Here is a 13,806-nt window from a genome sequence, read left to right on the forward strand (position 1 = left end):
GTCTGTCATGGGTCACGGCATGGGGATCCCATCTTGCTCAATCTACGTCCATGAGTTGATCAAAGATTACGGTGTTAAAAACGTGATCCGCGTCGGCAGCTGTGGTGCGGTTAAAGACGATGTCAAGCTGATGGATGTCATCATCGCACAAGGTGCGTCCACGGATGCGAAAGTCAACCGTACACGCTTTGGGGGTCACGACTTTGCAGCGATCTCAGAYTACCACCTGCTTGAAACAGCAGTCGGTGAAGCACGTAAGCAGAATGTTGCCGTGCGTGTCGGGAACATCTTCTCTGCCGATCTGTTCTACAGCCCAGAAGCTGATTTGTTCAACAAAATGGATAACCTAGGTATTCTGGCGGTGGATATGGAAGCGGCCGGTATCTATGGTGTCGCTGCAGAGCTGGGCGCTCGTGCACTGACCATCCTGACTGTGTCTGATCATATTATTCGCGGTGAAGCACTTAGCTCAGATGAACGTCAAAAATCATTTAACGAGATGATGACTGTTTCGCTAGAAACCGCAATCAACCTGTAAGTGTTGGTCGGAGGAAACGTGTCTAGCGGTAAACTGCCCCTCGCGGCCGGTGATTTACAGCTGAACTTCTGTAAAACCCTCACCTGCCCGAATTTTGGGTCAAAGGATGAGCAAGATTACTTGGTTCAGCACACCAATCCAGCACGACCAACCTTGGTGTGCCGTGAGTGTGGCGCGTTTCCTCCACTGTTAAATAACCATGATGTTCACGCTGAGCTAATTACTCAGCGCCAACTTCATGCCGATGGCTTGTGTGCCTGCACCAACCCAGAATGTGAACATTTAGGCAAACCCGTGCTCACGCATCGGCATTGTTATCATGCGTTCGGCTATAGTGGCGATCGTCAACGCTATCGTTGCAAAAGCTGCCAAAGCACCTTTGTCGATCGCTGGTCTGGGATCAACAAAAAAAGTGAGTTACAGCAAAAACTGTTGGCCTTTCTTTTTACTGGCCACACAGTGCGTGACATCTGCCGGCGGCTGTCGCTGAATCCGAAAACCTTCTACGATCATCTTAACCAAATAGCCGCACGTTGCCGACAAAAGCTTGCCGCTTACGATAGTCGGTTTTTAGCTGATACCTCAACCGGTCACCTAGCCAGTGTCCACACCGCATTGCAGCCCAAGAGCGACAATGGCGTGCAATGGCTAGCAACGGGTGAAGCGCATAGTGGCTACGTGCTGCAGCAAGATGTGAATTATCATGCGGATGACCATCACCACTTGACCACACACCATGACCCTTACCAACCTGATTGTCGGTTTATGTCGACGCACAGTGCGGGTCAGCCGCAAGAAACAGTGGCACGGCCAGAAGGATTATTGGGTCGGGTTGATGCCAAATACCGCGATGTCTTTGCCCGCTCGAATGTCGAAGATCCTTATACGCAGCCACTGCATTTTATTTATCCTAATCGCGGCACGCTGATCCGCYCTCAATACACCACGTATGCACACTACCTCAACCTCAAGCCGTTAATCGAACATTGGCAGCAAATTGTGGTGTTTTCGCCACAAGAGCCTTTATTGCGCTCCGCTTGCCTCTCCGTTTTTGAGGCCGATATTCGCGATAAGCGCGTCAGCCATGTATACGTCGAGCAAGATGCCGGTTGGCAGCCCGGATCAGAGCCAGAAAAAATTGATATCGTTTTGCTAAGCTGGTGGCGTRACCGTTGGGCCTTTACTCGCCGTGGCGACGGCGCTAAGGCGATCTGCGATCATGGCCAAAACAAAGGTCAAGAGGCCTATTGGTTAACCCATGCAAGCTGTGATGCATTAAAAAAATATCAACAGCACTTCCACCAGCAGTTTTCACTGTTGGTCAATGAGCCGAGACGCCGACTGCGCCCGGGTGGACTGCTACCCTTGCTTGATATCTATCGCGCATGGCACAACTTATGTTGGCAAGACCGCGCGCATCTCACCCCAGCCCAACGGCTTGGCTTGACCGAACGCCCTTTGACCTTGGCGGATCTGATGCTCTGATTGATATCGCGCGCATTCACTTGACGTGCATCGAGGTTTTTTGCCTAAATGCCCAATATCGCCGAGAAGGAAACCGCCATTGGACATTCAACTCCTGCGCACATTTATTGAAGTCAGCAAGACACGTCACTTCGGTCGTGCAGCGGACAACCTTTACCTGACCCAGTCCGCTGTGAGCTTTCGCATTCGACAACTCGAAACGCAGCTGAATACATCCCTGTTTATTCGTCAGCGCAATAATGTTCGTCTGACCGATGCGGGGGAGCGATTACTTCCTTACGCTGAAACCATGCTGCAAACCTGGCAGCGCGCCCAACAGGACGTCAGTGCGATGCACCACGCGAGCGCGCAACTGACGCTAGCCGCCTCCCCGATGCTGTGGGAACTCGATGGCGTCAGCGCATGGGTAAACCGCGTCTGTGCGGCACACGGAGACTGGTTGATCCGTACCGAATCGACGCCAGCCCAGTTGCTAGCACGCCATTTGATTGAAAAACGTATTGATGCCGGGTTGACCTCAGAGCTGCCTAAGCTTGAAGGATTACAATCGCATCACTTAGGCGATTACCAACTTCAGTTAGTCAGCCATATACCGGGGCTCACGCTGGACACGAGCGAGACCCTCCCCCTGATCTATCTCGATTGGGGCACTCGCTTTTCGCTCGAGCAAAGCCAAATTGCGTCCCTGCAACGTTCACCTGTGTTACACACCCAGTCATGCCAACTCGCATTAAACTATTTACTCGTACACGGTGGCGTCGCGTTTCTACCGTCATTAGCGGTTCATCCTTATCTCGACAATGGACAACTCCACCTGATTGACCACGGCCATATGTTGACCCATCCTCTTTACCTTACCTGGCTAACCAATAGTGATAAAAGCAACCTAATCAATGATTTAGTATCATCCGCCGGTCAGTTATAAGGGCACAGAAAAAATCGCTAAATTCACGCCTATTTCACTAGTCGACGGTCAATTTTTAGGCTATCTTAGAATCGTTAGGCAAACATTATGTGTCTAACACTTCGGCTACACATAGCACTGACAATCAACAAGCGTTAGGAAAACACCACCATGGCACAGTGGGATCAATGGTTAAAACACGGCTCGCAACAAAAAGAGAAGTTTAAATCTCGCCACCACGACGATTTTGATGACGATATGCCACGCGGCAAAAAAGACAAGAAGCGCCATAACAAACGCGCGCAACGCTCTCAATACGACGACAGTTATTTTGGAGAGGATCGCTAATCGCGAGGTAAGGCTCGCGGCATGAAGCACTGGTCATTGATAGGATAAAGGCAACGGTATCGCGTTGCCTTTTTGTTGTGGTTTTTAGACACTGGAGCACTCACTCAGGCTTGTTGCGCTTGCCACTCTGCTGCGTGTCGTTTAATCGCACGCTGTGCTAGCTGCCAACGCGGATCTTGCTGTAAGCGTTGCCAATCCACGGTTTGGCGCACCCGCAACCTGTCAGCCGCAGTAACCGACTGAATCGGCAACGCGTCGAGCACCGACACCGCACTGTGACGATCATTGCATATCAAGGCCATGTCGCATCCCGCATCAAGCGCCGCTTTGGCACGCGCGGGCGCGTCACCGAACAAATGCGCACCGCCCATACTTAAATCATCCGAGAAAATAATCCCTTTAAACCCAAGCTGTTGGCGCAAAATCTGGCTAAGCCAGTATGGCGAGCCGCTCGCAGGCAAGGCATCATGTTGTGGGTAAATCACATGCGCAGGCATCATCGCATCCACGAGCCCCTGCTCAATAAACGATTGGAAAATCGCAAAATCGTCTGAGTGCAAAATATCGCGCGTGTCCTCAGGTGTCACTAAGTGCGAGTCTTCTTTCACCCCTCCGTGTCCCGGAAAATGTTTCCCTGTCGTGGCCATGCCCGCCAGGCGCATCCCCTTAGCAAAGGCGCCGGCATAGTCGGTGATAGCTTGATGTGTTGCGCCAAAGGCGCGGTCTTTGATTGCCGCACACCCAAACCCTAAATCCAGCACAGGTGCAAAGCTAAGATCAATCCCATGGGCGATCAGCTCCATTGCCATTATCCAACCCGCCTGCTCCGCCAGCGCTGGACTGGCGCTCAACGCACCATATGACTGCGCGGCGGGGATGGGCGTAAACGCGTCGCGAAATCGCTGAACACGTCCGCCCTCTTGGTCGACGCCAATTAAGATCTCACGCCCAGCCGCAACACGAATCGATTGCGTTAGTGCACGAAGCTGCTCTGAATCGTAATAGTTGCGCGCAAATAAAATGACGCCGCCAACACTCGGGTGGGCCAAGATTTCTTTTTCTTCGTTATCGAGCTGCTCTGCATGCACATCCAGCCAAACCGGTCCCATTGTTTCTCCTTCATACGCTTGTCAACCCACTGACAACCATGCTCGGTATTCTCCACCATCATGTCTTACCGACTGATAAGATGTCAGTATCACAGACGCATAATCAAGCACTTTGCCACGTATCGCAATCTGTTTATACTCAGTGCGTTTTACCTCATCGCCATCTTATTGTTTGACTAACGTAAGGAAACACCCGATGTCACAGCCCGCCGCCGATATCTATATAGGTGTCATGTCAGGGACGAGCTTAGATAGTATCGATGTCGTCGCTGTAAGGTTTACTCACGCCGGTTACGTGGAGTCTATCGCCCGCCACAGCGATCCGCTTCCCCAAGATATTAAAACCACGGTGATTACCTTGAGCCGAGGCCATCCGATGTCGGTCAAAGCTTTGGGTGAACTCGATCGTCGTTTAGGGGAATGTTATGCCAATGCTATCAATACCTTACTTGAACAAGCAGCATTACGGCCCAAGCATGTCGCCGCCGTCGGTTGTCATGGTCAAACCGTCTATCACCAACCCAGCGGTGATTATCCATTCACCATGCAGCTTGGCGACGCCAATGTGATTGCAGCGCGAACCGGCATTACCACCGTCGCTGATTTTAGGCGCAAAGACATGGCGTATGGCGGCCAAGGCGCGCCTTTGGTGCCCGCCTTTCACAATGATTACTTTGCTGATAGCGAACAAGCCACCGCGGTGGTGAATATCGGCGGTATTGCCAACGTATCGATGATTTGCCCTGACCGCCCCTTGTATGGCTTTGATACGGGCCCTGGGAATATGTTGATGGATGCCTGGACGCAGCGTCACCGCCATCAAGCCTATGATAAAGATGGCGAGTGGGCAGCCACCAGCTGCGCGTATCAACCCTTACTCAACCGCCTGTTGTCTGACGCCTACTTCTCACGTCCCGCCCCCAAAAGTACCGGGCGGGAATACTTCAATCTTGACTGGCTCGATCGCCAACTGCTCGCGTTTTCACTCTCTCCAGACCAAGTGCAAGCGACCTTGCTGGCATTGACCGCCGAAAGTATTGCATTAGCCATTCGTCCATTAGAACGTGGCCGCGTCTTCGTGTGTGGCGGTGGCGCGCACAATCAAGCATTGATGCATGCGCTACAACAGGCACTTCCGCAATGGTCGATTGCACAAACTGACGATGCCGGGATCAGTTGCGACGATATGGAAGCTATTGCCTTTGCTTGGCTAGCCAGACAAACCCTTAATCACCAACCAGGCAACGTGCCCGCCGTGACGGGCGCAACGCAAGCCTGTTGCCTTGGTGCCATTTATCTACCTTACTGAGGAACGATTATGTCAGCCCCCAGCGTCGATCAGCTAAAAGGCTTACTCTCAGAAACACGCAACCCGCATACACTGACGATCGACCAACAAGACACACTGGGCTTGGTGGCGATGATTAACGCAGAAGATAAAGGAGTCGCCGCCGCCGTGCAGACGCAGCTCCCTGCGATTGCCAACGCGGTCGATGCGATTGCGGCAAGCTTTAACCAAGGCGGCCGTCTTATCTACATCGGGGCGGGAACCAGTGGTCGACTTGGCGTGCTTGACGCCGTGGAATGCCCGCCCACCTTTGGGGTTAATAATCAGCAGGTCATAGGACTGATTGCCGGTGGCGAACCTGCCATGTTCGTTGCCCAAGAAGGTGCCGAAGATAACCCTGATGCGGGTAAATCGGATTTGGTCGCGCAACACCTCACCGCGAAGGATGTAGTGGTCGGCATCGCCGCCAGTGGTCGCACCCCTTATGTCCTCGGTGCACTCGATTATGCCCAGAAAATCGACGCGGTGACGGTCGCGCTGTCATGTAATCCCCATGCGGCGATCAACACCCACGCCCAGATTGCCATTACACCCGAGGTTGGCCCCGAAGCGCTCACGGGCTCAACCCGAATGAAATCAGGTACGGCGCAAAAAATGGTATTAAATATGCTAAGCACCGCCGCGATGATAAAGACAGGCAAGTGCTATCAAAATTTGATGGTCGATGTAAAAGCTAGCAACGATAAACTGGCGACCCGTTCAACGTTGATCGTGATGGAAGCGACAGGGTGTGAAGAAGATACCGCGACACATGCCCTTTCACGCGCTGATGGCGAAGTAAAAGTCGCGATCTTGATGATCTTGGCCGACCAGGATCCCGCTACAGCCCGGCAACGCCTTCAGCAGGCCAATGGGCACCTGCGTGATGCGCTGGCGTTAGGGTAATACTCGACAAGCCTTATCCATCTGAGGAGGAGCGCAGGCTTTTCTCTTGCAATATCGCCGTCGGTTGCACACTGTCCATGCGCTCAACATAAGCCTGATATTGTTGGAACGGAAGCGGGCGAGAGTAATAATAGCCTTGTGACACATCGACGCCATACCGGCGTAACAGGGCCTCCGCTTCCTCTGTTTCCACGCCCTCAGCAACAACCATTACCCCTAGTGAGCGGGCCATGTCTGTGGTGGCGCGAACAATGCTTTGATGACGGCCGCTCTTGTGCAGATCTCGCACAAAACTGCGATCAATTTTGAGCTCAGTGAATGGGAGTTGAGAAAGGAAATACAACGAGGAATAGCCCGTGCCGTAATCATCGATCGATACTTCAATCCCACTGGCAGACAGTGCTGAAATCAGTTGTTTCAGCCAGTTATAGTCCTCGACCATCACTGATTCTGTCAGTTCCAACGAGATGAGGTTTGTCGGTATATGATATCGGTGCGCCAGCTCAACCACACGATTGGCTAAGTCGGGGATATAAATATCAGACGCACTGATATTGATGGAAAGGCGGCGRCAATGGCCGTTACGGATAAGCTGCGCTTGTTGTTGAAACGCGCGTTTCATCACCCATAAAGTAAGATTATTAATGATCCCAACATCTTCCGCCATTTGCACAAAGACTTCAGGCGATATTTGCCCATACTCAGGGTGCGTCCAGCGCGCTAAGACTTCCGAACCATGGATAGAGCCGGTGCGCAAGTCAATCTGCGGTTGATGATAAAGCTCGAGCTGATCATTCCCGATGGCGTCTCTTAAATCGGTCACGAGTGAAACATGCAGTTGATGATGTCGCTGCTCGTCGGAGTTAAAGCGTGCATAGTGAGTAGTGAGTGACTGGTGTTGAGCAATAGCGCTTAGGGCACGGCTGATTAATAAGCTCGGATGATCACCATCGGTGGGGTAGTGACAAGCACCAATCCGGACTCTCACTTGTGTGACAAACCCACCAACACACAATGCACCATTTAACTCTTTAATCAGGGCATCGATGATACGATCACAGGCTGCGCTGTCAGCATCATCCATAAAAAAAGCAAATACACCTTCTTTTAAGCAGCCCAAGCGATAAGCTGGCATGTCAGTGTCCGTTTTTATAAAGATCACAGGCGGTGCAGCCAGGACATCACTGATACGCTCCGCAATCGCGGTGATGTATTCCTCTCGGGTGTGCTCATCTAAATACGGTAAGAGGCTGGTATAATTATCTACCGAGAGACAATATAAATTGAAAGTCATATGCCGACTGATCAAGTCGTCGATCATCATATGTAACACATTATTATTCGGTAAGTAGCTTAAGGTATCGTAGGTGAGCGCTTGCATTTCTTGTAACCGTTGGTACCGGAAACGCTCAGCCAACGCCAAGGTAAACGAGATCATGGTGATGCCCAGCAACATCATCAGGGCATAACGCGATAGTAAGCTGTATTCAACGTAATTGAGCATCAAGGCATAAAGCATCACGCCACCCATGATGGCGGGGATCCAGCTCATGGAAAAAAGAAAGAGCCAAGACTTTCTCGGCTGCCATTGCAACCATAGGTAGTAGGCTAGCAAGCCATAAACTGGCAATTGCGCGATAAAAACGAATGCCAGTGACACATACGTCGGGGTAATAAAACTTAATACAGCTAAGCCAAATAGCCCTCCACAAGTCATATAAAACAGTGATCTGGCACGCTGATAAAGCCGACTTCGCTCAAAGTCTAAAAAATAATAAGTAAACCACAATCCCGCCATGAGTAAGCAAACGGCCAACGCAACCAAGTGGTTACTGATGACTATTTGAACCGTATCTGGCAAAAAGTAACGACTGAAACCGTGATTCACGCTCACGAGCATCGCACTCATTAGGGCAACGGGAACAAAAAGGAGATAGACGCGTTGACGGCTATAGACATACACCCCAGCACTATACAGCGCCACCATAACCGTAAAGGTGACAAATCCCCCCCAGACCAAATGCACCGATCTGGACAGATGATCAAACGCGTGGTGCGACATCACACTTAACGGCATGATCGCCATATCATTCGAGGTGACTTTGAGCAGTAATTGGTTGTCGCGATCAGGGAGTAAATTGATCGGAATAGAATCGGGCATTGGCAAGCGATTCAAGCGTGCCGGTGTTTTATCCCCTGCTTTTATCTGTGAGCGCACCTGATCGCTATCCAAGATATGGTAGGCGTCCAAATAGTCAATCAGTGGGTTATCGGTGAGCACATGAATGTCGCGCTCAGCCAAGCCACGATAATTAAAATCAAGCTTGATCCAATAGGTTTGATAAGCCAGCTTCCACGGAATGTCACGCGCGCTATCGGCTGGCGTAAACGGCGCATGATCCAACACATAGTTAAGAGAGAGGCCGTTGGTCTCATCAATGAAATAACTATAGTCGGTGCTGACCAGTGATTGCGCAGGGGCGGTGGTGCGGCTCAAACTCGTCATCCAAAACCCGACAGCCAATACAACCACCAATGAGAACAAGGTCGTCACCCAAATAAGGGGCTGCCGAGACTGTAGTGCGTGCATAAACATACACTCCTTAACCAAAAACGAGTCTGCCGCCCGAGGTTACTCCCCTTCCCTTGTACTTCTTGCGATTTAATCTGCTCGGAATGCTGGCGGGACGTAATAAAAATAGATAGTGATGGCTACTTTTTCAAACAGAACGCCTTTAAAAACGCTGCCTATACGATTAATCAGAGGGTTACATAGCGCGTCGTAGAAGCCAAAACAAATGAACATAAGTTTTAAAATGGAACATTTGTTCAATCATCATAAGCGCGATACACTGAGACCCATTACAGTGAGCCGTACTGTGTGCGGTGAGTTTGATCCGATCGATGAGCGAGACCAACATCCATGAGTACGCCAACGTCCCCAGATAACGTTCACGAAGACACAGATTTGCTGACCGAAATCGCCATTCTGTATTACCAGCAAAGCGCGACCCAAGAGGAGATCGCACGCAAATACAAAATAAGTCGCCCCAAAGTCAGCCGTCTACTCCGAAAAGCACGCGAGGAAGGGATCGTTGAAATCACGGTGAAGTTTCATCCCGTGCATAGCGCGCAATTAGAACAAAGGCTCATGGCGCGATTTAATCTCAAACGCGCATTAATTTCTCTCGACCAACCCAGTCCCGAAGAGCAGCGCACTCAAGTCGCGACCCTGGTTTCCACTTATTTAGATGGCAACCTCAACGACGGCATGGTAGTCGCGGTGGGGCAAGGTCAAAACGTCGCGGCGGTGGCTGATCACCCAGGGGTCGTCTCTCATCGCCAAACGCGCTTTGTTTGTGCGATCGGCGGTACCCACCGAAGTGGTGATGCCTTTAACGCGGATCATATTTGCCGGCGTCTCGCCAAAAAATTTGGTGGCAGCAGTGAAACTCTGTATGCCCCCGCCTACGTCGATAACGAGTCAATCCAGCAAGTGTTTGTCTCTCACCCCAATATCAGTGAAACCTTGAATCAGGCGAGAAAGGCAGAGTTTGCACTGGTCGGCATTGGCGATATGGACGAAAATAGCCATATGGTCAAATTAGGCTGTTTTACCGCACGCGAATTTGTTGAAGCACGTGTTAACCATGGTATTGTCGGAGACATCGGTGGCTTTGATTTTTTCCGCCTTGACGGACAACCCACCGACAATTTGATGCGAGGGCGCGTGGTTGGGCTAGCCATGCCTGACTTGGCACGTATTCCCAGTGTCATCGCCATGGCCAGTGAAAGTCGTAAAGCCTTGTCGATACTCGGCGCTTTGCGCACTGGGGTGATTGATGTGTTGGCGACCAGTGCCAGCTGCGCAATGGCGCTGCTCAACATGTCTGAGCCTGCCCCCGATGAAGCAGCGTTCACGTTTCAACAGGATGAGTAAATCCGTGACCAAAGAGTGAGACTTAACTCTCTTTATGTCGCAATACAATTGACAAGTGACGTAAAAAACTCAAAGATCGTCACATCATTTGCTCAGACGCGTTGCATCTGTTCATATTCAGAGCAAGCGTTAGCACGTCATACGGCGTCTGGGCCTACCACGTAAAGAAGGTGAGTGAAGATGAGCAACAAACTGGACCAACTCCGTGCCCTAACCACAGTGGTCGCTGACACAGGCGACATCGAAGCGATTAAAAAATACCAACCGCAAGATGCCACAACCAACCCTTCTCTGATCCTCAAAGCCGCGCAAATCAAAGAATATGCGCCGCTGATCGATGAAGCGATTGCTTATGCAAAATCACACAGCAGCGACGCAGACCAACAGGTTGCCGATACCTGTGACCGTCTCGCCGTCAATATTGGTAAAGAAATCCTCAACGTGATCCCTGGCCGTATTTCTACCGAGGTAGATGCACGTTTGTCTTACGACACAGACGCGAGTGTGGCTAAAGCGCGCAAGCTTATCAGCATGTACAACGAAGCGGGGATCAGCAACGAGCGCATTCTGATCAAACTGGCGTCAACTTGGGAAGGCATCCGCGCTGCAGAAATCCTGGAAAAAGAAGGGATCAACTGTAACCTGACGCTCTTATTCTCATTCGCACAAGCACGTGCCTGTGCCGAAGCGGGTGCTTACCTGATTTCACCGTTTGTGGGCCGCATCATGGATTGGTACAAAGCCAAAGAAGGCCGCGATTTCGAGGCGGCTGAAGACCCAGGTGTTAAATCCGTCACCACCATCTACAACTACTACAAAGCCCACGGCTACGACACCGTCGTGATGGGCGCGAGCTTCCGTAACACGGGCGAGATTTTAGAGCTGGCTGGCTGCGATCGTCTCACCATCAGCCCACAGCTTCTCCAAGAGCTGAGCGACGCCGACGGTGACGTGCCTGTGAAACTCAAAGACGCGGGAGCCACCGAGCAACGCCCAGCGCGTATGACCCACGCCGAATTCTTATGGGAGCACAACCAAGACGCGATGGCGGTTGAGAAGCTCGCAGAAGGCATCCGCAATTTCGCGGTTGACCAAGGCAAGCTTGAAGATATGATTCGCGAACAACTGTGATCCAACACAAAGCGTGATTTAACACAATAAAAGCGGCTGAGTCCGCTTTTATGATACTGTTTGACCCTATTTCACCTGTTCAACCTGTAGGTAAACACATGGAACGCAAAATGCTAGCTAACGCCATCCGCGCCCTTGCGATGGACGGTGTGCAAAAGGCCAAATCTGGTCACCCAGGCGCCCCAATGGGCATGGCTGATATCGCCGAAGTCTTGTGGCGCGACCACATGAACCACAACCCACAAAACCCAGATTGGGCCAACCGTGACCGTTTCGTACTGTCAAACGGCCACGGCTCTATGCTGATTTATTCGTTACTGCACCTGACCGGCTATGGCGTATCCATTGACGATCTTAAACAGTTCCGTCAATTGCACTCGAATACCCCAGGCCACCCTGAATATGGTTACGCACCGGGAATTGAAACCACCACAGGTCCTCTCGGCCAGGGCATTACCAATGCCGTGGGTATGGCAGTGGCAGAGAAATCGCTCGCGGCGCAATTTAACCGCGACGGCCATGACATTGTCGATCATCATACCTACGCATTCTTGGGTGATGGCTGCTTGATGGAAGGCATCTCGCACGAAGCATGCTCACTCGCCGGCACCCTAGGCTTGGGCAAACTGATCGCTTTCTGGGATGACAACGGCATTTCTATCGACGGTCATGTGGAAGGTTGGTTCTCTGACGATACCGCGAAACGCTTTGAATCTTATGGCTGGCATGTGATCCCTGCCGTCGACGGCCATGATTCGGCAGCCATTCAAGCGGCCATCGAAGCGGCAAAAGCAGAAACTGGCAAGCCGACATTGATCTGCACCAAGACCACCATCGGTTACGGCTCACCCAACAAAGCAGGCAGCCATGACTGCCACGGTGCGCCACTGGGTGATGACGAAGTACAAGCTGCGCGTGAATTCCTCGGTTGGGAGCATGGCCCATTTGAGATCCCACAAGATATTTACGCACAGTGGGACGCCAAAGAGGCCGGTGCGGCCAAAGAAGCCGCGTGGAACGAGAAATTCGCTGCCTATCAAGCACAGTATCCAGAGCTAGCCGCTGAGTTTACTCGTCGCATGAAGGGTGAGCTGCCAAGCAACTGGGACAGCGAAACCCAGAAGCTCATCAAAGATCTACAGGCCAACCCCGCCAAAATTGCATCGCGTAAAGCGTCACAAAACGTGTTAGAAGCATTTGGCAAGCTACTGCCAGAACTGCTCGGTGGCTCTGCTGACTTGGCACCGTCTAACTTAACCATGTGGTCAGGCTCGAAAGCGATCAGCGCAGACGATGCTAGCGGTAACTACCTGCACTACGGTGTGCGTGAGTTTGGTATGACCGCCATTATCAACGGTATTGCCCTGCATGGCGGGTTTGTACCTTACGGCGCCACCTTCCTGATCTTTATGGAGTACGCCCGTAACGCGATGCGCATGGCCGCGTTGATGAAGGTGCAAAACATTCAAGTGTATACCCACGACTCGATTGGCCTGGGTGAAGATGGTCCAACTCACCAGCCGGTTGAGCAAATGGCCACTTTGCGCCAAACGCCGAATATGAGCATGTGGCGCCCGTGTGACCAAGTTGAATCTGCGGTCGCGTGGAAAGCAGCGGTTGAGCGTAAAGACGGCCCAAGTGCCCTGGTGTTCTCGCGCCAAGGCCTGGCTCAGCAAGAGCGCGATGACGCACAATTGGCTAACATTGCTAAAGGTGGCTACATCCTAAAAGATGCAGCGGGTAAGCCTGATCTGATCTTGATTGCGACCGGCTCTGAAGTCGAATTGGCGATGGAATCAGCCGCGAAACTAAGCGAAGCCGGCAAACAAGTGCGTGTCGTCTCTATGCCAAGCACTGACTTGTTCGATAAGCAAGACGCCGCCTACCGCGAGTCCGTGCTGCCATCAGACGTGACAGCACGTATTGCCATTGAAGCGGGTATCGCCGATTACTGGTACAAGTACGTGGGTCTCGACGGCCGTGTTGTCGGTATGACTACCTTCGGTGAGTCAGCACCAGCTGACGAGTTGTTCAAAATGTTCGGCTTTACCGTTGAAAACGTGGTTAACACCGCTGAAGAGTTGCTCGCTTAATCGCACCTTCACGGCACGTTAATTC

At 51.7% G+C, this 13,806-nt stretch carries 11 protein-coding genes; 9 read left to right on the plus strand and 2 right to left on the minus strand.

From position 1 onward, the window contains the following. The 4 genes from deoD to BZG14_RS15550 all read left to right on the plus strand — a co-directional run. The coding region (gene deoD / locus BZG14_RS03000) for a purine-nucleoside phosphorylase (protein ID WP_108743509.1) at positions 1-538 on the plus strand (538 nt) is incomplete at its 5' end. A gap of 18 nt (positions 539-556) precedes the next feature. After that, positions 557-2,023, plus strand: a complete 1,467-nt coding sequence (locus tag BZG14_RS03005; protein WP_077607948.1) for a lactate dehydrogenase — start codon at positions 557-559, stop codon at positions 2,021-2,023. A 79-nt stretch (positions 2,024-2,102) separates the two neighbouring features. After that, on the plus strand, positions 2,103-2,948 hold the full coding sequence (gene hdfR, locus BZG14_RS03010) for an HTH-type transcriptional regulator HdfR (RefSeq protein ID WP_069360910.1): 846 nt from the start codon (positions 2,103-2,105) through the stop codon (positions 2,946-2,948). 150 nt (positions 2,949-3,098) lie between these two features. After that, entirely contained in the window at positions 3,099-3,275 is a 177-nt protein-coding gene (locus BZG14_RS15550) for a hypothetical protein (RefSeq protein WP_155522544.1), read from the plus strand. Between the two features lie 104 nt (positions 3,276-3,379). On the opposite strand, the gene nagZ is transcribed toward BZG14_RS15550, so the two are convergent. After that, the gene (nagZ, locus tag BZG14_RS03015; protein ID WP_077485116.1) at positions 3,380-4,384 is read right to left on the minus strand and encodes a beta-N-acetylhexosaminidase; all 1,005 of its coding nucleotides are present in this window, start codon (positions 4,382-4,384) and stop codon (positions 3,380-3,382) included. 196 nt (positions 4,385-4,580) lie between these two features. Between nagZ and BZG14_RS03020 the strand changes: the two genes are divergently transcribed. Further along, positions 4,581-5,693 carry an anhydro-N-acetylmuramic acid kinase gene (locus tag BZG14_RS03020; protein WP_077485114.1) on the plus strand — a complete coding sequence of 371 codons (1,113 nt, stop codon included), beginning with the start codon at positions 4,581-4,583 and terminating at the stop codon, positions 5,691-5,693. A gap of 9 nt (positions 5,694-5,702) precedes the next feature. Further along, positions 5,703-6,617, plus strand: coding sequence for an N-acetylmuramic acid 6-phosphate etherase (murQ, locus tag BZG14_RS03025; RefSeq protein WP_077485112.1), 915 nt, complete (start codon positions 5,703-5,705; stop codon positions 6,615-6,617). 13 nt (positions 6,618-6,630) lie between these two features. Here the strand turns inward: murQ and BZG14_RS03030 are convergent, their stop codons facing one another. After that, positions 6,631-9,207: an EAL domain-containing protein gene (locus BZG14_RS03030; protein WP_198532006.1), complete on the minus strand. Its 2,577-nt coding sequence runs from the start codon at positions 9,205-9,207 to the stop codon at positions 6,631-6,633. Positions 9,208-9,540: 333 nt separating this feature from the next. On the opposite strand from BZG14_RS03030, the gene BZG14_RS03035 reads away from it, so the two are divergent. The 3 genes from BZG14_RS03035 to tkt all read left to right on the plus strand — a co-directional run bounded on the left by BZG14_RS03035 (position 9,541) and on the right by tkt (position 13,781). Then, entirely contained in the window at positions 9,541-10,557 is a 1,017-nt protein-coding gene (locus tag BZG14_RS03035) for a sugar-binding transcriptional regulator (RefSeq protein ID WP_069360905.1), read from the plus strand. A 180-nt stretch (positions 10,558-10,737) separates the two neighbouring features. Continuing rightward, a complete protein-coding gene (tal, locus tag BZG14_RS03040; RefSeq protein ID WP_069360904.1) occupies positions 10,738-11,688 on the plus strand; it encodes a transaldolase in 951 nt (316 codons plus the stop codon). 98 nt (positions 11,689-11,786) lie between these two features. Continuing rightward, entirely contained in the window at positions 11,787-13,781 is a 1,995-nt protein-coding gene (tkt, locus tag BZG14_RS03045; RefSeq protein WP_077485108.1) for a transketolase, read from the plus strand. Positions 13,782-13,806: the final 25 nt, after the last annotated feature.

It is taken from the genome of Salinivibrio sp. IB282 (assembly GCF_001995685.1).
GTDB classification, from domain to species: Bacteria; Pseudomonadota; Gammaproteobacteria; order Enterobacterales; family Vibrionaceae; genus Salinivibrio; species Salinivibrio kushneri.